The organism is Salinicola sp. RZ23 (assembly GCF_003206675.1).
Lineage (GTDB): Bacteria > Pseudomonadota > Gammaproteobacteria > Pseudomonadales > Halomonadaceae > Salinicola > Salinicola endophyticus.
Genome location: NZ_PZJK01000007.1, coordinates 455,083 through 476,502, shown reverse-complemented (window position 1 = coordinate 476,502; position 21,420 = coordinate 455,083). Strand labels below are relative to the sequence as shown.

The following is a 21,420-nucleotide window of genomic DNA, read 5'->3' as shown; positions in this document are numbered from 1 at the left end:
GCGGTTCACGCAGGCGTTATCCAGAGACCGCTACCAGCGGAAATGGCGCTCCAGGCGTTCGCCGCTGGCGCTGGGGTCCAGGCGTCGACGCCACTCGGCCAGCGGATGGCTGTCGGCGATGCGGCCGCGCAGCTCGCCCTGGCCGCCGTTGGCGCCAGGCGTCAGCGTCAGCGAGAGTGCCAGATCCTGACCCTGTTCCAGGTTCAACCGCAGCTGGGGCGCACCGCCACGGCACGCGAACTGCAGCCGGGCATGGCCCAGCGCGACCCGGGTCGGGGTGAGCAACACGACATCCGATGCCGTCAGCGCGCCGTGACTGGCGAGACAGCGCGTGCCGCGCAGGGTGATATCGAGCTGCCCCTCCCAGCGCGCCGCCAGCGCCAGTGGCAGACGCGAGAGATCGAGCGCATCGAGGTCGCCACCGGTGATCGTCCAGCGGGTGTCGAGACCATGCCAGGCGCCGCGGGCGTGCCAGGCACCGTCGCCTTCACCGAGGGTCAGCGCGAGTTGCCCGGGCCAGGCCAGTGTCCAGTCGAGGGGCCCAAGGGCCAGCGGCCAGCCATCGGCGCGCCAGGCGACGCGCGCCACGCGGCCCGCCGCCAGCGTCCCCGAGGGGGCGATCAGGGTGACGTCACGCGCTATCGCTGCCCGCGGGCCGAAGGTCGTCAGCGGCCAGTCCAAAGCCAGCGTCAGGACGAAGGTGAGGGCGATGGTCAGCCCAGCGCCGAGCGTGCCCAGCATAGCGATACCGCGTCTCATCAGGGGCTCCCCGTCGCTGTGGTGTCCAGCGCCGCCTTTCCCGGCCCCGGCTCTGATTCCGGCCCCGAACCCGGCCCTGATTCCGGCCCTGACTCTGGCCCCGAACCCGGTCTTTCGAGCTGACTACGCCAGCGCGCCTCCAGCGCCAGGCTGCGCCCATCGCGGCGTTCGAGCTGCCACGCCACCGCCCACCAGCCGCGCTGCGCCGCCCAGCGTGCGAACTCGCTGAGCGCCTCGGGCGAGGTCGCCTCACCGCGGGTCACGACGCTGTCGTCATGCGTTTCGATACGGGTCAGTGCCAGGCCATGTTCCACCGCGGCGCTGCGCCAGTGCTCGACGTTCACCGCTTCGATCGGCGGCAGCCGCAGCAGGCTCGGGTCCGGTCTCGCTGCGGTGAATGGCTCGCCCCCGGCGGGCAGATGTGTCAGCACGGCGTGGCCGGCGTAGGCCAGCACACCGACCAGCGCCAGTATCAGCAGACCCTTCTCCCGCCCCGAGCGCGCCATCCACAGCGGCGCCAGTCGGGCGGGCAGGCGCAAGGTGAATCGGCTCATGGGCTAGGCTCCAGGGCGTTGGCGGACAGGGTCAGGGCCAGGCTCAGCTCGCCTGGCCCTGGCTGCCATTGCGGCTCGCCCAGGGCAGCCAGCCGCTGACGGGCGCGGGTTACCACCACCGGCGCCGGCGGCTCGGGGTAGCGCCAGGAAAGCGTTGCCTGGTTCCCGTTGACTGCCAGCCGGGATAGCTGCCAGGGCGTGGCGGCGAGCTGTGCCGTGGCCTGTGCCAGCGCCTCGCTGAGTTGGCGGTTGCGCTGCGCCAGGGCCTCGATGGCCGCTTCACGCCGGGCCAAGGCGGCCTGGGCATCGGCCGGCGGGGCCATGGTGAAGCGGGCGGCCAGCGCTGCCGCCTGTTGCTGCCCGGCCGCGGCCTCTGCGCGCCAGGTCGTGGCCAGCCACAGGGAGGCGTCGAGCAGTGCCAGCAGTGCGATGGACCCCGCCAGCCAGCGCGTGCGCCGTGGCGGCCGCCAGGTAGCCCCGGGCCAGCGCGGACCGCTGGTGTCTGCAAAGGGCAGTGCGGCGGGGGGGCTCGCCGCCAACCAGGTGAGGCTGCGGCGCCGGGCCTGCTCGGCGGCCGCTTCGCCGCCAGCGTTCCTGTCGTCGTCTCTTTCGCCATCGCCTCGGTGGTCGTCGCACTGTCGTGGCTGGCCGGTGTCGCCAGGGGGCTCGATGGCGCCATCGACCACCTGGCAGTCGCGCTCGCGCCAGGCCGGCGGCAGCGGCCAGTCGCGTGGCCACGCCAGCCACTGGACGGTCTCCGGGGCGCCCGGCGCCGCGGGTGGGGCCAATCTCTGGCACAGCCGGTGGCTGCCGTCATCGAGGAGGGTGACTTGATCCGGTGTTGCCGGCCGCGGCAGCGCCAGGAAGGCGCAGCTCCAGCCCGCCGGGGCCAGGCCGAGGCGCTGCGCCCAGGCGTGCCAGGCGGCGAGCTCGGCGCTCGGCAGGGCGATCAACTCCAGGTGGCCGCGGCCGCGCTGCAGCGGATGCAGATGGAGCTGATCCACCGCATCGCTGGTTACCGTCTCCAGCAGCAGCGGCCACTCGCGGCGCTTGAGCCCGCGCGGGGCGGCGAGATGGAAGTGGCTGACCGCGTCCGCCGGCAGCAGCAGGGTGACCGGGTGGGTGACGGCCAGCCGCGTCAGTGCCTGCCAGGCTTCGGGGGGGCTGGCGGCGCTCAGCGTCTGTGGGGTGGCGCCTTCGAGGCACCAGTCGATACAGGCCAGGGTGTCGTCGCCGGGGGCGAGGCGCTCGCGTGGGGCGACGAGCAGGCGGGCGGCGGCGCGCGCCGGGCGTCCGGGTCGGCGCATCAGGGCTGCTCCTGGGTGAAGAGATTATCCGCCGCCGGATCGGCGGCGTCCGGGGATGTGGCGGTGAGCCGGTCGCTGGGGTAGCCGCTGCGGCGGCTCAGCACCCGCACCCGCGCGGCCGGCTGCAGCGGGTAGAAGGCGCTGGTGCCCTCGGCCAGCAGCAGGCGCTGGAAGTCATAGTGCTGACCCGCCAGGCGGATGCGGATATCCAGCGCCACATAGTCCGGGGTCAGCCGCAGGCGGCCGCCGTAGCGGTCGAGCCAGGGCGCATCGCCGCCGAGCACCTGGCGCATCGCGTCGAGACTGGTGTAGCCCCCCGGCGGGCGGTCGCGCAGCAGCGTGGCCAGGGCGCCGCGATCGACCTGGCCCTCGAACAGCGCATCCAGCAGCGGCAGGTCGCCGGGCCCGAGGGCATTGAGATCGAGCCGCCAGGGGCCGTCGTCGGGCAGGGTGCAGAGCTCGCCGAAGCGGCCGACGCGGCGACTGTCCAGAGGCGCCAGCCAGTTGATCTCGCTGGGATCGCGGAGCCAGGTGTCGGCGCTCGTCCGGGGTGGGTCGAGGCGCGCATAGTCGGCGCCATCCATGCCGCCGACGCGGGAGAGGTTGTCGGCATCGATCCAGTCGGCGAGACGGGCAACGAACTCGCCCGGGTTCATGTCGGTGAGGCGCTCGCCGGCGTAGTTGGCCACCCAGTAGAGCAGCTGGCGCTGGGCCAGTGCGGCCTGGCTGCCGCCGAGGGCGTTGAGGTTGAAGCAGGTGCGCAGGTCGTGCACCACCAGGTGCAGCTCGCCGGCGTCGGTGGGGTAGCGCAGCGGGCGCCCGGCCAGGGTCTGCCACCACAGATCGGCGTGACGCACCGCAGCGTCGGTGAGCGCGCGGCGGGCGATGATCTCCGCGCCGCGGGCGTAGAACTCGGCCTGGGTCTCCTGCTGCAGCAGCTCGAGACGGGTCAGCTCGCGCCGGCCCTGCAGGGTCAGTGCGCTCAGGGTGACGCTCACCAGCGCCAGCGCCAGCAGCACCATCAGCAGCGCGGCCCCGGTCTGGCGCGGTGCACCCGAGGAGCCGCGGCGGGCGCTCGACGGCGGGATCATGGCAGCAGCTCCGGCAGTATCGCGGTGGTGGTCACCGGCCGGCCGTGGCGCTGCCACTGCACGCGCACGCCCTGGGCGATCCCGTTCGGCGGCGGGGCAGCGAGCCAGCGCCCGGCAGCGAAGAATTCCAGCGTCAGCGCAGTGACGTCGTCGAGTGCCGCCACCCGCTGCCACTCGGGCTCACCGGCGGCGTCGAGCAGCCCGCTGGAGTCGAGCGTCAGGGTGGCGCCGTCGCGATCCCACTGCAGGCGCTGGCGGCGCAGGCGGGTGTAGAAGTCGCCCACCGGCAGCGCTGCCGCGCCCAGCGAGACCCACTCCAGCCGTGACAGGTCGGCGCGATAGGCGAGCGGCAGGTTGAACAGCACCAGGCCGCGTTCGTGCACCGGGCGCTGTACCAGCGCCTTCAGGCGCCGCGTGAGCAGACGGCTGAAGTCGATCTCCGTTGCCAGCGGCGGCGGCTCGGCGAAGCGCTCGCGGACCGTCACCAGCTGGTTGACCAGTGCCGCCACGCCGATGCCGACCAGCGCGGTCAGGGCGATGGCGATCATCACTTCGAGCAGGGTGAAGCCGCGCTGGCGCGGCGACGACTCGGCTGGCGGTCTCATGGCGGTGCCAGATAAAGGGTGAAGGTGAGTACCGGGTGCGCACGGGCCGGGTCGTCGTAGAGCGCCAGGCGCCCCTGACGCAGGCGTTGGATCGGCGTGGCGCTCACCGTCAGGCGCCACCAGCAGGTGTGTCCCGCCTGGCTCAGTTCGCCCTGCTGGGTGCCCAGGCCCGGCCAGTAGTGGTCGAGCGCCGCGCGGCTCTCGAACTCCCGCGCGCACAGCAGCAGCGGCGCACGACGCGCCGCACTCTCGGCGATGCGCACGCGCTGCTGCACGCCCTGGGCGACGATCACCGCGATCAGCGCCAGGATGAACAGCGCCACCACCACCTCGAGCAGAGTGAAGCCGCGCTGGGCGTGCCTGACACTCATCGCCCACTGCCTGTCACGCTGACCCCGAGCGCATCCACCGCCAGGGTACGGCTGGCGCCATCGCCCGCCAGGCGGATATGCGCGCCCACCACCTCGCCGTCGGGCAGCCACACCAGCCAGGGCGTGGTGGTGTCGGCGGCCGGCGGCTGACGGCTGGGCTGCAGCGGCGGGTCCCAGCGCTGTGGTTCTAGCCCCAGGCGTTCGCCGAAGGGTTGCCAGCCGTGGCCGGGCTGCCAGCTGACGAAGCGGTAGCCCTCGGCCAGCGGCTGCCAGCCGATCACCCGCTGGCGCGCCCGGGCGACATCCGCGGCCAGGCGGAATGCGCCGGCCAGTTCGCGGGCCTCGCGGTCGAGCCGCTCGCCGGGGTGCGTTCCCGCCAGCCAGGCCACGGCGAGGCTCGAGCCCAGGGCGATGATCACGATCACCACCAGCAGTTCGATCAGCGAGAAGCCCCGGGCGCCACGAGACCTCACAGCATCCAGTTGCCGATGTCGGCATCGATGCCCTCACCACCGGGCTGGTTGTCGGCGCCCAGGCTGTAGAGGTCGACCCGGCCATGCTGGCCGGGGCTGGCGTAGTGATAGGGGTGGCCCCAGGGGTCCTCCGGCAGCCGACGGATATAGCCGTCTTCGCGGTAGTTCTCGGCCAGCGGTGCGACCTGGGGCGGAGTGATCAGCGCCGCCAGGCCCTGTTCGGTGGTGGGGTAGCGGTAGTTGTCGAGACGATACATGTCGAGGGCCTGCTCGAGGGTCGAGATATCGGCGCGCGCCTTCTGCTGCATGGCATCGTCCTGATTGCTCAGCACATTGGGGGCGACGATCGCCACCAGCAGACCGATGATGAAGATCACCACCATGATCTCGAGCAGGGTGAAGCCGGACTGGTGGCCGGGGCGGGGAGGGCGTGTCATGGCGTTTCCTCTCTTATGGCATGCGGGCTAATGATTGCCGATGGACTAATGGCGGATGGGCGCTGATGGCGTCGGCGCGGCGCGCTGGGCGTCACAGCGCCACGCTGCTGTTGAGCTGCATGATCGGCAGCAGGATGGCGAGCACCACGGTCAGCACCACCGCGCCCATGACCAGGATCATCAGCGGCTCGAACAGCGCCAGGGCCATGTCGACACGGCGGTTGAAGGTGCTCTCCTGGGCATCGGCGATGCGCTCGAGCATGCTGTCCAGGGTGCCGCTGGCCTCGCCACTGGCGACCATGTGCAGAAGCGAGGGCGAGAAGCGTCCCGACTCCTGCATCGCCCGGTGCAGGCTGACCCCGCTCTCGACCCGCTGTTCGATCAGCGCCACCGCCTCGCGCATGCCATGGTTGCCCAGGGTGTCGCGGCTCACCCGCAGCGCCTCCAGCAGGGCGATGCCGCTGCGGGTGAGGATCGCCAGGGTGCGGGTCAGGCGCCCGGTGTCGAGCAGCCGGATCAGCTCGCCCAGGCGTGGCAGGCGCAGCAGCAGGGCATCGAGCCGTGCCCGCGGCGCCGGACGGCGCAGCACGCGTAGCGCCAGCGGCAGGCCCAGCAGCAGGAGGGCGAGCAGCCACGGCCCCAGACTCAGCGTCAGTTGGGAGAGACCGATCATCAGCCGGGTCAGCCACGGCAGCGCCATGTCGGAGCGCTCGAACTGCTGCGCCAGGCGTGGCACCACCCAGGTCATCAGCCCGCTCACCACCGCCAGCGACACCCCCGCCAGCACCAGCGGATAGACCAGCGCGGTGCGCGCCTTCTGACGCTGCGCCTGGACCCGTTCCAGATGGTCGGCCAGGCGTTCGAGCACCAGCGCCAGGCGCCCGGCACGCTCGCCGGCGGCGACCAGCGAGCGGTAGAGCAGGTCGAAGCTCGAGTGGGGGCGCAGGCTGTCGGCCAGCGAGTGGCCCTCGCGCACCCGGTTGCCCACCGCCAGCAGCAGCGCGCGTTCGCGCTGGCGCTCGGCCTGGCGGGTGAGGGCGTCGAGGGCGTCGCTGAGCGGAATGCCCGCCTCCACCAGGGTCGCCAACTGGCGCGTGAGCAGCGCCAGGCTGGTGGGATCGAGGCGCCCGCGGCCCGGTCGCCCCGGGGCGCCGGCATCGCGCACCAGCGCCAGCCGGCGCGGGAACAGGCCACGCTCGTGCAGCAGTTGGCGCGCCTGGCGCTCGCTCTCGGCCTGCAGCACGTCGCGCTGGCGGCGGCCGTCGGGGCTCAGGGCCAGATAGCGATAGGTGGGCATCGACTCTCCCCAGTAGCGATGTCGATATGGCACCCGTCACGCATCGCGACGGTCATGACGGGCGTAGATGGCGCCGTAGTCTGACCCACGGACGATGGCAGTTTGAGGTCAGCGCGGGGGGCAAGCTCAGCGGTGGATCGCACGCAGCACCTCGTCGAGGGCGGTCTCGCCCGCCGCCAGCCGCGCCAGCGCCGCCTGCGCCAGACTCTGGGCGCCGGCCTGGCCGAAGGCGTACTCGGCCAGCGCCGCCTCGGGGGCGCGCTCATGGATCAGGCCGGCCAGTCGGGCGTCGATGGGGATGAACTCGTAAAGCCCCAGACGGCCGCGGTAGCCGCTGTGGTCGCAGTGGTCGCAGCCCTGGGGTTCGGCCAGCCGCGACAGCGTCTCGATGCCGGACAGCCACTGGGCGTCATCGGCCCGGCGCGGGCGCCACTCGCAGCACGCCGGGCACAGCCGACGCACCAGGCGCTGCGCCATCACTCCCTTGAGGCTGGTTGCCAGCAGAAACGGCTCGATGCCCATGTCGCGCAGGCGCGCGATCGCTCCCAGCGCACTGTTGGTGTGCAGGGTCGAGAGCACCAGGTGGCCGGTGAGACTCGACTGCACCGCGGTGGCGGCGGTCTCCAGATCGCGGATCTCGCCGATCATGATCACATCCGGGTCCTGGCGCAGGATGGCGCGCAGGCCGCGGGCGAAGGTCAGCCCGGCATGGGGATTGACCGGGGTCTGGCCGATACCCGGAATGGCGTACTCCACCGGGTCCTCGACGGTGAGAATGTTGCGGCTGCGGTCGTTGAGCGCATTGAGGCTGGCGTAGAGGGTGGTGGTCTTGCCCGAGCCGGTGGGCCCGGTGTTGAGCAGGATGCCATTGGGCTGCTCGAGTACCCGGCGGTAGCGCTCGAGCACGGCCGGCGGCATGCCCAGGCGGTCGAGGTCGAGCAGCGCGGCGTGCTTGTCGAGCAGACGCATCACCACCCGCTCGCCGTGGATGCCGGGCAGGGTAGAGACGCGGATATCGACGTCGCGGCCGGCGGCGCGCACGGTGATGCGGCCATCCTGGGGCTGGCGCTTCTCGGCGATGTCGAGCCGCGCCATCACCTTGATCCGCGAAATCAGCACCGGCGCCAGCACCCGTGGCGGACGCAGCGCCTCGCGCATGGCGCCATCCACCCGCAGCCGGATCACCAGCTCGCGCTCGAACGGCTCGACGTGGATGTCCGAGGCGGCCAGGCGCAGGGCTTCGGAGAAGACGCCGTTGATCAGTCGGATCACCGGCGCCTCGTTCTCGCTCTCGAGCAGATCCTCGGCGCGTGGCAGCTCCTGCATCAGGCTGTCGAGGTCGACGTGCTCGGCCAGGCCCTCCAGCAGCGCTGCGTTGTCGGCGCGCTCACCATCGTGCAGCGCGGCCAGACGGGCCTCGAAGGTGTCGCCGTCGAGCCACTCGCAGCCCTCGGCGCGGCCCAGGCGGCGCTGAATATCCTGCAGCACCTCGAGCTGCAGCGGCGAGGTGGTGTCACGGCACAGCAGGCGGTAGCCGTGGGCGCCCGGGGCCAGCGCCACCCCGGCACGCTTGGCCAGCCGATAGGGCAGCGGTGCGACGCTATCGTCGTTGGCGGAGAGGCTCGGTGTCGCGGTCATGGCGCCAGGCTCCCCAGGCGGCTGCGCTGATCGGGGAACAGTGCGCTCCAGCGCGGCTGCCCCGGCGCGCTCGGCGCCGCGCCATCCCTTCTCGCACCCTCCATTCCCGCGGCAGCCGAAGACATGCCGCCGACGGCCGTGTTCGCCGCCGTCCAGGGCGCCAGCGCCTGGTCATCGTCGAATCCGGCGAGCAGCTGCTGGGCGCGCATGTAGCGGTACTTTTCAGCCGTGGCACTGTCCATCTGGGCGGCATCACGCAGCACCCGGGCGCGGATGAACACCATCAGGTTGCGCTTTTCGCGATCGTCGCGGTTGTACTGGAACAGCTTGCCGAGCAGCGGAATATCGCCCAGCAGCGGCACCCGCGCCGAACTCGAGTTGCCGGCGTTGCTGATCAGCCCGCCGAGCACCACGATGCCGCCGTCGCGGGTGATCACCGAGGTCTCGATCTCGCGCTTGTTGGTGACCACGTCGGAGGCCTGGACGTTGGGGTCGATCGACGACACCTCCTGGACGATGTCCATGCGGATGGTGTTGTCGGAGCTGATCGAGGGGCGGATGCGCAGGCTGACCCCGATATCCTCGCGCTGGATGATCTGGTAGGGGTTCTCGTTGAAGGTGGTGGAGCCGGTGACGAAAGGGACCTCCTGGCCCACCAGGATATAGGCCTGGGCGTTGTCGAGGGTGGTCAGCGAGGGGGTCGACAGCAGGTTGGTCTCGCTGTCGCTCTGCAGCGCACCGAGCAGGGCGGCGAAGCTCACCCCGCTGTCGCTGATTCGGCCGACCCCGGCGCTGGCCCCGGTGATGCTGCCGAGCAGCCGCGCCAGCTGACTGGTGTCGTTGCGTGCGGCGGCACCGGCGATGGCATTGATCCCCGGCTGGCCGTTGGCGGCGTAGTTGAAACCGCCCACCGGCACGGTGCCGCTGCCGGAGAGATCGCCGAACAGCCACTGCACGCCGAGGCGCTTGGCGCGGGACTCGGTGATCTCGGCGATGATCGCTTCCACCGCCACCTGGGCGCGGCGGATGTCGAGCTGCTTGATGATGCTGGCGTAGGCGTCGAGCCGCGCCGGCGGACCGATCAGCACCAGGGCGTTGGTCGAAGGGTGGACGGCGAAGCCGACCGCTTCGTCGCCGGCGCCGAGGGTACCGGCGACGGCGGCGTTGCGGCTGGTGGCATCCGGCAGCGCGGGCAGACCGCTGCCGCCGGTGTCACCCATGGCGCCGAGGCGGCCGCCCTGCAGCGCGCTATCGCCGCCGCTGGCGCGCTGGAGCAGCTGCTGCACCTGGTTTCTGGAGTCGGTGCCCCCCGCGCTCTGGGAGCGCTCGCCGGTCAGCCCGCCGAGCACCGCGACCACCGATTCGGCGCTGACGTTGTTGAGATAGATCACCCGGGTGTTGCGCTGCTGGGCCTGGGCCTGGGCCTGGGGCGCATCCAGCGAGGCGACGAGCTGGCGCACCCGGGCCAGCCCGGCGGGGTCGCCGTAGGCCACCAGGGCGTTGGCACGCGGGTTGGCCACCACCTTCACCTGACCGCCGCCCTCGCGTTGCATCAGCGTGTCCAGAGTGTCGGCGAGCTCGTCGGCAGAGGCGTGCGCCAGCGGCAGCACCGCGGCCTGGAGATCGCGCTGGCGGTCGAGGCGTTGGGCCAGTTGGGTCAGTCGCTGGAGGTTGTCGCGCCAGTCGGTGACCACCACCAGATGGCTCTCCGGCCATGGCGTGACCGTGCCCACCTGGCTGTCGACCAGCGGCTGCAGCACGTTGGCCAGGGTGGCGGCGTCCAGATTGCGCGTCTCGATCACGCCGGTGGCGACGCTGGCACCCTGGGCGGCGTCGCCCAGCGGCAGCGGTTGAGTGCGCGAGGCCTGGGCCGGCACGATACGTACCTGTCCGCCGCCGAGCGGGACCGTGGCGTAGCCGTTGATCTGCAGCTCGCTCTGGAACAGGCGGTAGAGCTCGTCGGCGCTCAACTGCCGCTGGCTGGTCAATGAGATGGTGCCCTGGACCCGCGGGTCGACGAGGAACTCATGGCCGGTGATCCGCCCCACGCTGTCGATGAATTCGCGCAGGCTGGTCTCCTGGAAGTCGACGTCATAGCGCGGGGTGGCATCCGTGGTGGCACCGGCCGTTTTGCCCGTGGGCGTCTGGGGCTGTGACTGGGCCAGCGCCGGGGTCGCCAGCAGCAGCGCTGGTAGCAGGGCCAGCAGCAGCGTGAGCGCCGATCGAGATGGCAGGGAGCTCATGGGGATGACTCCGAAAGCGTGGATGAAGAAACGGTGGCGGCGGTGGTCGGGGCGGCGAGCGAGACGCCCCCGCTCGGCGCGGCGGTCGGTTCGGGCCAGGGCAGCCGCTCCAGCCGCCCGGCGCGGGACAGCACCACACCCTCGTCGTCGATGCGTGCCAGGGTGATGTCGGCGGCGATGCGGTCGCCCGGCATCAGCGCGCGCTGGCCGTCGGGCGTCGCCAGCACCACCAGCGAGTTAGCGTCACTTTCGCTCAGTGCCCGGCCGACCACGCGGTAGGGCAGGTCGGTGAGCGGAATGCGCGTGTCCGTCTCGGCGGCCTGCTGCTGCCAGGCTGTGGGTACCGGCGGCAGCGCGGCGGGGTCGAGGGTGACCGTCGTCGGCGCCAAGACGGGGGCGGCCGGCGCCAGCAGCCGCGCCGTGCCGGTCAGCGCCTGGGCCGCCAGCCACGCCAGTAGACACAGCGCCAGCCACTGTGCCGGGGCGCTCAGCCAGGCCGGGAGGGTCATGTGCTCAGACGCGCCTGCGGATGCCAACCGGGATGCCCGTCGACGTAGCGCGCCTCGAGGCTCGGCGGGGTGGGGGCCGGCGGCGTGCCGCCGTGGTCGCCGAGATAGCGCTCCAGGCGCTGCCACAGCGGTTCGCCGCCGGCCTGGGGGCGGGCGCTGAAGCTGCGCCAGGTGAGCCCTTCGGGCAGCGCGTCGAGATGGGCGCGCGCGCCGGTGGCAGCACCGTAGTCGAGCGTCCAGTGGGTCGCCGAGAGACGCGGCAGGTCGCGGCTGTCATTGAGGATCAGCGGCGTACCCAGGCTGTTGTCCAGCGCCCGTTCGAGCAGGCGCGCCAGCGCTTCGGCGTGCGGTGCCAGCTCGACGACCCGGGCCGGATGGCCGCCGCTCAGGCGCCACAGGTGGTCGCGGGTGATCGTCTCGCCAGGGGCCAGCAGGGTGTCATGGCGCAGCCCCGGCAGCAGCGCGCGGGTGGTGTCGCTATCCCCGGTGAGGGCGGCGGCGATCAGGCCATCCCAGGTGCCACCGACGCTGTCGCGGCGCCACAGCCAGTCGGGGGCGCTGCCCAGCGGGCGGTCGAGCCAGCCGGCGTAGGGTGCGCGCAGGGCGTCGAAGCGCGCCTGGTGATCGGCGGCCGCAGCGTCCGCGGCGATGTCGTTGCGCTGGAACTCGGCGTGGATCTGCCAGCCGTCGCGGGTGCTGCGGCAGCTGAGATGAAAGAAGCCGCTGGCGTGGCTGCCGGGGAGACACAGCGGTACCGGGGCGCCGTGGGCATTGTCGACTGCGATCAGACGGGGCCAGAAATCCTGGCCACGGGCGGCCAGCACCAGATCGACCTGTGGCAGCCGCGCCGCCAGCCAGCGCGCGGTGGCGCTGCCGGTATCGGCCAGCAGAACCACCAGCTCGGCCTCCGCGGCGGCCTTTGCCACGCTCTCGGCCAGGGTCTGGTACCACTGATCGAGGGAGCGGGTCTCGTCCAGGGCGTTGGGGTCGCTGGCGCCGACCACCGCCACCTGGACGCCATCGCGTTCGAAGCGGGTCGCCGCGCTGACGCCGGCGGGTGGCGCGGCCAGATTGCCCAGCACCGGGCGTGCGTAGTCGCGGTAGAGCGCTGCGGCACGCTGTGGCCACAGCGTGCGCTCGTCGCTGCTGACCCGGGCGTCGCTGGCCAGCAGGCGGCTGGCGGCGACACCGGCACTACCGTTGGCGAGATGGCCCAGGCCGCTGCCACTCCAGCACTGGCCGTTCTCCAGTGTCAGGGTGCGTTCGGTACCGAGTTCCCGGCGCAGCCGATCGAGCTGCGCGGCCAGACCGCCATAGCCTGCGGTGTGGCGCCGGGCGGCGCTGCGCGGCGTATAGAGTGCGGCCCACTCGGCGGCAGCGCTGCCCGCCAGCGTGGTGACGCCGGCCGCCGTGGCCCAGGGGGCGGCGCCGAGCATCTCGGCCGGGCCGAGATAGGTGGCGGGCGCGACGATCCGTGTGGGGCCGAGGCACTCCAGGGTATCGGCCAGATAGAAGATCTCGACCTGGCGCCCTGGGGTCGGTGCGCGCGCGCTGGCTGTCAGCGGCGCGGCGCAGCCGCTCATTCCGGCACTCAGGCCAGCGCCTAGTCCGGCGCCCAGCAGGGTGCCGATCAGGCGCCGACGGGTCGAGTCGCAGCCCCGGCCGGTGGCGGCCTGGGCGGCGGTGGAAAGGGGGTCAGTCATGAGGCTCCCGCGAATGATCCAACGCGGCGTACGGTCTTCGCCGCCGCCGGACTCGGCATCCTAATGACTGGGGGATGACGGTTTTATGACGGCGCGACCGCTGTGGCGCTGCCGTCAAGTCGTCATGGTGTTGTCACTTTGCTGCTCTAAGTTGCCTCCGGGTAACGCATTCCGGTGGCCGCACGCACTGGATCGCCAAGTGGCCGGCGGCGCGTATCGCCGGTCCGGGCGCCGTGGATCAGAAGACCGTCATTAGTGAATGACTCCAAAGAGAGGGGACACCCCATGAGCAAGGAAATCGAGGATCATCGCGTTCTCAACCAGAGCGGCAACGAGCCGTTCTCGTCAGTGCTGTCGCGTCGCATCTCGCGTCGCGGCATCATGCAGGGTGGCGCTGGCCTGGCCGCGATGGGCCTGCTCGGCGGCTTCGGTCTGGCCGGTTGCAGCAGCGACGACAGTAACGACAACGGCAGCTCCGGCGGCGGCTCGTCGGAAGCCACGCCGCTGGCGCTGGCATTCGCTTCGATTCGCGGTTCGCGCACCGATGCGGTTGTGGTGCCGGAAGGCTATGTCGCCCAGGTGCTGATCCCCTGGGGCACCCCGCTCGACAACAGTGTCGGCGCCTGGTCCGCGGACCGCCGCGTCACCCCCGAATATCAGGCGGCCAGCGTGGGCATGAACCACGACGGCATGCACAACTTCGCGCTGAGCGAAGAGAGCGCTTCGCGCGAGTTCATCATGGCGCTCAACAACGAGTACATCGACCAGAGCGCGCTATGGGCACCGCAGGGCGGCCCGACCAACGCCAAAGAGGGCGCGCGTCCGGCCGACGAGGCGCGCACCGAGATCAACGCCCACGGCGTGACCCTGGTCAAGCTGAAGCTCGGCAGCGATGGCCAGTGGAACGATGAGCGCGGCTCGCGCTACAACCGCCGCCTCACCTCGGCTACGCCGATCGAACTCGCCGGCCCGGTGCGCGGTAGCGACTACGTGGTGACCGCCTACTCCACCAACGGGACGCGCACCCGCGGCACCAACAACAACTGCGCCAACGGCTTCACCCCCTGGGGCACCTACCTCACCTGTGAGGAGAACTGGCCCAATGTCTTCACCAAGGCCAGCGGCCGCTACAAAGATGACGATCGCCTGGGGGTGCCCACGGGCCGTAGCCGCTACGGTTGGGAGACCGCCCAGGGGGGCACCAACGGCGAGTTCGCGCGCTTCGACGCCACGCCGAGCGCGGCTTCTGCATCCGGCGACTACCGTAACGAACCGCGCACCTTCGGCTATGTGGTGGAGATCGACCCCTACGGCAATACCGCCAGCGTGAGCACCGAGACTGCCGCGCTCAAGCGCACCCATATCGGCCGTTTCCGCCACGAAGGGTGCTGGCCGGGCAAGGTGATCGAAGGCGAGCCGGTGGTGTTCTACACCGGTCACGACTCGCGCAACGAGTACATCTACAAGTTCGTCTCCAAGGCCAAGTGGGACCCCCAGGACGCCAACCGCCCCGGTCAGGACTACGACCGTCTGGCGATCGGTGCCAAGTATCTCGACGAGGGCACCCTCTATGTGGCGCGTTTCAACGATGATGGCAGCGGTGATTGGCTGCCGCTGACGCCGGATGCCACCACCCGTGACGGCCGTCCGCTGTGGCAGGCGCTCGAGCTGGCCAACGAGCGTGACCTCGCCGGGGTGATCATCAACACCTGCGACGCCGCCGACTTCATGGGTGCGACACCGATGGACCGCCCCGAGTGGGGCACCGTCGATCCCTCGTCGGGTGAGGTCTACATGACCTTGACCAACAACTCCAAGCGTACTGCCGAAGGCACCGCCGCCACCTATACCAATGGCGGCAGCGACGTCGAAGAGCTGGGCGTGGGCTATGCCACTGCCCCGGTCAACGGCCCCAACCCGCGCCCGGATAACGAGGGTGGTCAGGTCATCCGCTGGCATGAGCCGTCCCCGGCGGGCACCAGCTTCGAGTGGGAGATCTTCGTGTTCGGCGCCGCCGAGAGCGATGCCGACAACTACTCGGGGCTCACCGAGCTCAACCAGTTCGCCAGCCCCGACGGCCTGTGGTACGACGACCGCGGCGACGGTAAGGGTATCCTGTGGATCGAGACCGACAACGGCTACGACAAGGTTACCGACTACACCAACGACCAGGTGCTGGCGGTGGTGCCGGGCAGTGTCAGCCGCGGTCCGGGCGACAAGGCGGTGATCGATGCTGCCGACCAGGCCCAGCTCAAGCGCTTCGCCGTCGGCCCCAACGGCTGTGAGGTGACCGGTATCTTCGCTACGCCGGACAAGACCTCGCTGTTCATCAACATCCAGCACCCGGGCAACTGGCCGGCCAATCCTGATGCCAGCGTGCAGGATGCGACGGTCGCCACCTCGGGCGAGATCCGTCCGCGGGCCTCCACCGTGGTGATCCGCAAGCGTGATGGCGGTGAGATCGCGGTCTGACCCACGGCTATCTCGTCACACCAAGCAAGTCGTCACACAAGCTCTGGGCCGCGCACTGCGCGGCCCTTTTGCATCTGGGGCCTGCACCGGGAGCGCATGCGGGGCGTACGTCAGCGGCAGGGGCCGAGGGAAGGGCGCTTAGGCGTGTGATACCCAGAGGCGCGAGGCATCCGCAGCCGCTGTCAGCGCGAGCCCTGTACCGGTGAGGTGAGCATCCAGGGCGTGAGCTCACGGGTTCGGAGAACCCAGAAGGTGAGGACAGTGGCGTGCGGGTCGGGAGGGCGGTGATAGACGGCGATATTGATCGTGTCAGGGATAAGGACAAGCGATAGGGCTGGCGTCGGAAATCGCTGTCCAGGCGCAGGGAGTGCCGCCTCAACGGGCGAGGGGAGTCGCTGAGAGGAGCGGGAAAGGGAAGGCGCCGCGCCCTGGCCGGGCGCGGCGACTGCTCTCTCAGGCCTGGCTGGCGTAGGCGTAGAGCAGGGTCTCCTGAGCGCTGATCGGTTCGGCGTCACCGCTCTCCTGCAGGTGGTACTGGCCTTCGCTGTCGAGCACCCAGCTCTGGCAGTTGTCGAGCAGGTAGGTGTCGAGGTCCTTGCGCACCTGCTGGGCGACCTTCTTGTCGAGCAGCGGGAAGCAGGTCTCGACGCGGTGGAACATGTTGCGCTCCATGGCGTCGGCGCTGGAGCACCACACTTCATGGGCACCGTCGTTGCTGAAGTAGTAGACCCGGGTGTGCTCGAGGAAGCGGCCGATGATCGAGCGCACGTTGATGTTCTCGGAGATACCCGGCACGCCGGGGCGCAGGCAGCACATGCCGCGGATGATCAGATCGCAGCGCACGCCGGCCCGAGAAGCGCGATAGAGCGCGCGGATCAGCTTGGGTTCGGTGATCGCGTTGCACTTGATCACCAGGCGCGCCTTCTTGCCGCTCTCGGCCAACTTGGCCTCGCGCTCGATCATCGCCACCAGGGTGTCGTGGAGGGTGAAGGGCGCATGCAGCAGGGTGTTGATCTTGCGCGGCTTGCCCATGCCGGAGAGCTGCTGGAAGACCCGGTGGACATCCTCGCAGATCGCCTCGTTGGCGGTCATCAGGCTGTAGTCGGTATAGAGCTTGGCGGTCTTGGCGTGGTAGTTGCCGGTACCCAGATGGGCATAGTGGCGCAGTTCGCCCTTCTCGCGGCGCACGATGTGCATCATCTTGGCGTGGGTCTTGTAGGCCATCACCCCGTAGATGACGATGGCCCCGGCTTCCTGCAGGCGCGAGGCCAGCGCCAGGTTGTCGGCCTCGTCGAAGCGTGCCCGCAGCTCGATCACCACGGTCACCTCCTTGCCGCCGCGCGCTGCCTCGACCAGAGCGCTGACGATCGAGGAGTCAGCGCCGGTACGGTAGAGGGTCTGCTTGATCGCCATCACGTCGCTGTCGCGGGCGGCCTGGCGCAGTAGCTCCTCGACCGGGGTGAACGACTGGAACGGGTGGTGCAGTAGGATATCGCCCTGGCTGATCATCGAGAACAGGTTGACGTCGCCGCGGACCTGCTTGGGCAGCCCCGGGGTGAAGGAGCGGTAGCGCAGGTCGGGGCGCTGGACGTCGTCGAGTACCGACATCAACCGGGTCAGGTTGACCGGGCCGTTGACCCGATAGAGGTCCGCCTCGCCGAGCTCGAACTGGTGGAGCAGGAAGTCGATCAGGTTGTCGGGGCAGTTGTCGGCCACCTCCAGGCGCACGCCGCTGCCGTAGCGCCGTGCCAGCAGCTCGCCACGCAGCGCCGAGGCCAGATCCGAGACCTCCTCCGGGTCGACCGAGAGATCGGCGTTACGGGTCAGGCGAAACTGGTAGCAGCCCTCGACCTCCATGCCGGGGAACACCTCGTGGGCGTGGGCGTGGATCATCGACGACAGGAACACATAGTCGGTGAAGCCCGCCTCGCACAGCGCTTCTGGCAGGCGGATCAAGCGTGGCAGCGAGCGCGGCGCGGGCAGGATCGCCAGGCCTCCCTCGCGGCCGAAGGCATCGGTGCCGTCGAGCTCGACGATGAAGTTGAGGCTCTTGTTGACCAGCCGTGGGAAGGGGTGCGAGGGGTCCAGCCCGATCGGACTGATCACCGGCGCGATCTCCTCCTCGAAGTAGTCGGCGACCCAGGCTGCCTGAGCCGGGGTCCACTGCGAGCGACGGCGGAAACGGATCTTCTGCTCCTCCAGTGCCGGCACCAGCGCGTCGTTGAGAATGTGGTACTGGCGGTCGACCTGCTCGTGGGCGATGCGCGAGATCTCCTCCAGCGTGCGCGCCGGGGGCAGACCGTCGGCGCCCACCTCCTCGTTGGCCAGGGCCAGCTGGTGCTTGAGTCCGGCGACTCGAATCTCGAAGAACTCGTCCAGGTTGGAGGAGAAGATCAGCAGGAACATCAGCCGGTTGAGCAGCGGATGCGAGGGATCCAGAGACTGCTCGAGCACGCGGATATTGAACTGCAGGTGTGACAACTCGCGGTTGAAGTAGAGCGTGGGGTCACTCAGGTCCGCCTGCGGCGAGGGGGTCGCCTTGGCATGGATGCCCTTGCGGGTGCGGTTGACCCGCAGGGGCGGCGAGCTGCCATCGTCGACCGGCAGGCTGCTGCTGGCGAGTTCTCGAGCGGGGCCGGGCGTGTCCTGGGTGTCTGTCATCGACTGTTCTCCACAATGATGTCCCGCACCCGGGCAGACGCGCCCGCGGTGATCAGGCGTTGAGTAGTTGTGCGGCGCGCTTGGCGAAATAGGTCAGAATGCCGTCGGCACCGGCGCGCTTGAAGCAGGTGAGTGATTCCAGAATCACGCTGTCGGCGTCGAGCCAGCCCTTCTCGAAGGCGGCCATGTGCATCGCGTACTCGCCGCTCACCTGATACACGAATGTCGGCACGCCGAAGGATTCCTTGACCCGCTGGACCACGTCCAGGTAGGGCATGCCCGGCTTGACCATCACCATGTCGGCACCCTCCTGGATGTCGAGGGCGGTCTCGTGGAGCGCCTCGTTGGTGTTGGCCGGGTCCATCTGGTAGCTGAACTTGTCAGCCTGGCCCAGATTGCCGCTGGAGCCGATGGCGTCGCGGAAGGGGCCGTAGTACTTCGAGGCGTACTTGGCCGAGTAGGCCATGATCTGGGTCTCGTGGAGCCCTTCACGCTCGAAGGTGGCGCGAATCTCACCGATGCGACCATCCATCATGTCGGACGGCGAGATCACGTCGGCGCCGGCCTCGGCATGCGACAGCGCCTGCTTGATCAGCGCCTCGATGGTGCGATCGTTCTGCAGGTAGCCGTGCTCGTCGGGAATGCCGTCCTGGCCATGGGTGGTGTAGGGGTCGAGCGCCACGTCGGTGATGATGCCGAGTTCGGGGAAGCGTTCGCGCAGCGCGCGGATGGCGCGCTGGATCACTCCATCCGGATTCCACGCCTCGGCGCCGTCGGCACTCTTCTTCTCCGGCGGGGTGAACGGAAACAGGTCGATCGCCGGAATCCCCAGCGCTACCAGTTCCTCGGTTTCACGCAGCAGCTCGTCGATCGACAGCCGCTCGACGCCGGGCATCGAGGGGACCGCCTCGCGGCGGTGTTCGCCGTCGAGCACGAATACCGGCAGGATCAGATCGTCCGTGGTCAGTGCCGACTCCCGCGCCAGGCGGCGGGAGAACTCACGCTTGCGCAGTCGACGCATCCGGGTGGCGGGGTACTGACGGGACAGGGAATGACGCATGGGAATCTCCACAGAAGCGACGAGACGGGTGTGACACCGCCCCGCGACGCCGAAGGCAACGCTATCAGCGCCGAATGACAAAACGATGACATGGGCATCAGGGTGCCTGCCCAGTATAACAACCCTGTACCGGACAGGGCGGAGAGAGGTCAGCGGCCGCGGCGTCATCGCCGAGCCGAGGCCGGCGAGCACCGGCGGCCGCCGGGATCAGCGCGACGTGTCGGTATCGGTATCGGTATCGGCGTCTTCGCGTCGGCGGCGTACCAGGCGCGCGAACAGGATGCCGACCTCGAACAGCAGCCACATCGGCACCGCCAGCAGGCTCTGCGAGATGATGTCGGGTGGGGTTAGCAGCATGCCGACGACGAAGCAGATCAGGATCACATAGGGACGCTTCCTGGTCAGGCTCTTGACGTCGGTGATCCCGGTCCAGATCACCAGGAAAGTGGCGATGGGGATCTCGAACGCCACGCCGAAGGCGAAGAACATCTTCAGCACGAAATTGAGATAGGCGTTGATGTCCGTCATCACCTGCACGTCCTGCGGGCCGGTGTGGACGAAGAAGCTGAACAGCAGCGGAAACACCACGTAGTAGGCGAAGGCCGCGCCGCAGTAGAACAGCACGATGCTCGACGCCAGCAGCGGAAAGGCGATCGCCTTCTCGTGACGGTAGAGCCCCGGGGCGATGAAGGCCCAGGCCTGATACAGGATCACCGGCACGGCGGCGAAGATCGAGACCACCATGGTGAGCTTGAACGGGGCCAGGAATGGCGAGGTCACCTCGGTGGCGATCATGCGCGAGCCTGCTGGCAGCAGCGCGATCAGCGGTTCGGCGACGAAGCGGTAGATATCGTTGGAGAAGGCGTAGAGCACGGCGAAGATGGCGATCACCACGATCACCGCCTTCATCAGGCGCGAGCGCAGTTCGATGAGGTGCTCGATCAGCGGGGCCTGCGGTTGCTCTTCCTCCGGTGGGCGTGAGGCGTCACTCATCGGGTATTCGAATCCTTGTCCTCGGTACCGCTCGCCGGTGCGGGCAGATCATCCGCGGGTCGTGGCGGCGGATCGGCGGGGGGCGATACGGCGTCGAAGTGCTTCGCCGGGGCCGGGTCATCCGGTTGCGGCGAGTGTGGCACCGATGCCTGTTCGGACGAGGCGGCATCGGGCGAAACGGCGTCGGTCGGCGTCGAGTCGTCCGATGTGGCGCGTGCCGTGCCGCGGCGGGCCTCGTCGCTGCCGAGGGTCTTCTCGACCTCGTGCCGAGCCCGGCCCACGCCCTCGTCGAGCTGGCGCTGACCCTGCTCGACCTCCTGTCTGACCCGCCCGACCCCCTCGTCGAGCTTGCGCTGCTGCTCGGCGAGTTTCTGGCGCAGCTCTTCCGCCTCCAGCTGGGAGGTGATCTCGCGCTGCATGTTGGCGACGCTGCGGCGAATACGGCCGATCCAAAGCCCTGCGGTGCGGGCGGCGATAGGCAGGCGCTCCGGCCCCAGCACCAGCAGGCCGACGATGCCGATCAGCAGCAGTTCGAAAAAGCCGATATCGAACATCGCCGCTTACTTGCGCTCGGCCTTGTCGTCGGCGCTCGACTTGATGTCGTCGCTATCGAAGCGGCTGTCCTGGGACGCTTGCTGGGAGTGGTCGATGCGCTGCTGGGAGGTGCTCTCCGACTTCTCCTTGCCGTCCTCGTCGTGCATCGCCTTCTTGAACCCTTTCACCGCGCCGCCCAGATCGCTGCCGACGTTGCGCAGTTTCTTGGTGCCGAAGATCAAGATGATGATCCCGAGCACGATCAGCAACTGCCAGATACTGATACCACCCAACATAACCTTACTCCTTGAGGCATGCGCCGAGGCGCTGACACGATTGACGCTGAATTGATCCTAGGTAGCGCTTACGGGCTTGGCTGCCGCGCGGCCTTCTCGTCCAGGCCGGAGACGCCGAACCGCCGGGCCAGCTCGTCGAGCACGGCGCGATGGTCGACCTCCAGATGCGAGAGCATGACCAGACTATGGAACCACAGATCGGCGACTTCGCCGACGAGTGCCTGCCGACTCTGCTCATCATCGGCCTTGACGTCCTTGGCGGCAAGCAGCGTCTCGGTCGCTTCTTCGCCCACCTTCTCCAGAATCTTGTTGAGACCCCGGTGATGAAGCTGTGCGACGTAGGAGCTTTGCGGGTCGGCATCGCGGCGCTCGGCGAGCACGGCGGCCAATCGTTCGAGAGTATCACTCATGAGATGA

General features: G+C 69.6%; 20 protein-coding genes. 1 reads left to right on the top strand and 19 read right to left on the bottom strand.

Annotation, left to right across the window (positions count from 1 at the left end; all coding sequences use genetic code 11):
- Positions 1-30: 30 nt before the first annotated feature.
- The 13 genes from DOM67_RS08305 to DOM67_RS08245 all read right to left on the bottom strand — a co-directional run bounded on the left by DOM67_RS08305 (position 31) and on the right by DOM67_RS08245 (position 12,987).
- The gene (locus DOM67_RS08305; RefSeq protein WP_157958813.1) at positions 31-759 is read right to left on the bottom strand and encodes a hypothetical protein; all 729 of its coding nucleotides are present in this window, start codon (positions 757-759) and stop codon (positions 31-33) included.
- On the bottom strand, positions 759-1,313 hold the full coding sequence (locus DOM67_RS08300; protein WP_110675149.1) for a hypothetical protein: 555 nt from the start codon (positions 1,311-1,313) through the stop codon (positions 759-761). The genes DOM67_RS08305 and DOM67_RS08300 overlap by 1 nt, the downstream gene beginning before the upstream one ends.
- A complete protein-coding gene (locus DOM67_RS08295; protein WP_110675148.1) occupies positions 1,310-2,620 on the bottom strand; it encodes a type II secretion system protein GspL in 1,311 nt (436 codons plus the stop codon). The genes DOM67_RS08300 and DOM67_RS08295 overlap by 4 nt, the downstream gene beginning before the upstream one ends.
- Positions 2,620-3,711 (bottom strand): type II secretion system minor pseudopilin GspK, encoded by a 1,092-nt coding sequence (gene gspK, locus DOM67_RS08290; protein WP_110675147.1) that lies wholly within the window; start codon positions 3,709-3,711, stop codon positions 2,620-2,622. The genes DOM67_RS08295 and gspK overlap by 1 nt, the downstream gene beginning before the upstream one ends.
- On the bottom strand, positions 3,708-4,316 hold the full coding sequence (locus DOM67_RS08285; protein ID WP_110675146.1) for a prepilin-type N-terminal cleavage/methylation domain-containing protein: 609 nt from the start codon (positions 4,314-4,316) through the stop codon (positions 3,708-3,710). The genes gspK and DOM67_RS08285 overlap by 4 nt, the downstream gene beginning before the upstream one ends.
- Complete coding sequence (locus DOM67_RS08280; protein ID WP_110675145.1) at positions 4,313-4,687, bottom strand: type II secretion system protein; 375 nt, start codon at positions 4,685-4,687, stop codon at positions 4,313-4,315. Before DOM67_RS08280 ends, DOM67_RS08285 begins: the two co-directional genes overlap by 4 nt.
- Positions 4,684-5,160, bottom strand: coding sequence for a GspH/FimT family pseudopilin (locus DOM67_RS08275; protein ID WP_157958812.1), 477 nt, complete (start codon positions 5,158-5,160; stop codon positions 4,684-4,686). The genes DOM67_RS08280 and DOM67_RS08275 overlap by 4 nt, the downstream gene beginning before the upstream one ends.
- Positions 5,157-5,597, bottom strand: a complete 441-nt coding sequence (gene gspG, locus DOM67_RS08270) for a type II secretion system major pseudopilin GspG (RefSeq protein ID WP_110675143.1) — start codon at positions 5,595-5,597, stop codon at positions 5,157-5,159. The genes DOM67_RS08275 and gspG overlap by 4 nt, the downstream gene beginning before the upstream one ends.
- A gap of 91 nt (positions 5,598-5,688) precedes the next feature.
- Entirely contained in the window at positions 5,689-6,894 is a 1,206-nt protein-coding gene (gene gspF, locus DOM67_RS08265; protein ID WP_110675142.1) for a type II secretion system inner membrane protein GspF, read from the bottom strand.
- A 126-nt stretch (positions 6,895-7,020) separates the two neighbouring features.
- Positions 7,021-8,532, bottom strand: a complete 1,512-nt coding sequence (locus DOM67_RS08260; protein WP_110675141.1) for an ATPase, T2SS/T4P/T4SS family — start codon at positions 8,530-8,532, stop codon at positions 7,021-7,023.
- Positions 8,529-10,775, bottom strand: coding sequence for a type II secretion system secretin GspD (gene gspD, locus DOM67_RS08255; protein ID WP_110675140.1), 2,247 nt, complete (start codon positions 10,773-10,775; stop codon positions 8,529-8,531). The genes DOM67_RS08260 and gspD overlap by 4 nt, the downstream gene beginning before the upstream one ends.
- Entirely contained in the window at positions 10,772-11,284 is a 513-nt protein-coding gene (locus DOM67_RS08250) for a hypothetical protein (protein WP_110675139.1), read from the bottom strand. Before DOM67_RS08250 ends, gspD begins: the two co-directional genes overlap by 4 nt.
- Complete coding sequence (locus DOM67_RS08245) at positions 11,281-12,987, bottom strand: lipoprotein UxpA (protein ID WP_110675138.1); 1,707 nt, start codon at positions 12,985-12,987, stop codon at positions 11,281-11,283. Before DOM67_RS08245 ends, DOM67_RS08250 begins: the two co-directional genes overlap by 4 nt.
- A 285-nt stretch (positions 12,988-13,272) precedes the next feature.
- Between DOM67_RS08245 and DOM67_RS08240 the strand changes: the two genes are divergently transcribed.
- Entirely contained in the window at positions 13,273-15,459 is a 2,187-nt protein-coding gene (locus DOM67_RS08240; protein WP_110675137.1) for an alkaline phosphatase PhoX, read from the top strand.
- A gap of 453 nt (positions 15,460-15,912) precedes the next feature.
- On the opposite strand, the gene ppk1 is transcribed toward DOM67_RS08240, so the two are convergent.
- From ppk1 to DOM67_RS08210, 6 genes are all read right to left on the bottom strand, one after another.
- Positions 15,913-18,120, bottom strand: a complete 2,208-nt coding sequence (gene ppk1 / locus DOM67_RS08235) for a polyphosphate kinase 1 (protein ID WP_110675136.1) — start codon at positions 18,118-18,120, stop codon at positions 15,913-15,915.
- 52 nt (positions 18,121-18,172) lie between these two features.
- Positions 18,173-19,180 (bottom strand): porphobilinogen synthase, encoded by a 1,008-nt coding sequence (gene hemB / locus DOM67_RS08230; RefSeq protein ID WP_110675135.1) that lies wholly within the window; start codon positions 19,178-19,180, stop codon positions 18,173-18,175.
- A 207-nt stretch (positions 19,181-19,387) separates the two neighbouring features.
- A complete protein-coding gene (gene tatC, locus DOM67_RS08225) occupies positions 19,388-20,173 on the bottom strand; it encodes a twin-arginine translocase subunit TatC (protein ID WP_110675134.1) in 786 nt (261 codons plus the stop codon).
- Complete coding sequence (gene tatB / locus DOM67_RS08220; protein ID WP_110675133.1) at positions 20,170-20,727, bottom strand: Sec-independent protein translocase protein TatB; 558 nt, start codon at positions 20,725-20,727, stop codon at positions 20,170-20,172. The genes tatC and tatB overlap by 4 nt, the downstream gene beginning before the upstream one ends.
- A 6-nt stretch (positions 20,728-20,733) precedes the next feature.
- On the bottom strand, positions 20,734-21,003 hold the full coding sequence (gene tatA, locus DOM67_RS08215) for a Sec-independent protein translocase subunit TatA (RefSeq protein WP_110675132.1): 270 nt from the start codon (positions 21,001-21,003) through the stop codon (positions 20,734-20,736).
- A gap of 68 nt (positions 21,004-21,071) precedes the next feature.
- A complete protein-coding gene (locus tag DOM67_RS08210; protein WP_110675131.1) occupies positions 21,072-21,413 on the bottom strand; it encodes a phosphoribosyl-ATP diphosphatase in 342 nt (113 codons plus the stop codon).
- Positions 21,414-21,420: the final 7 nt, after the last annotated feature.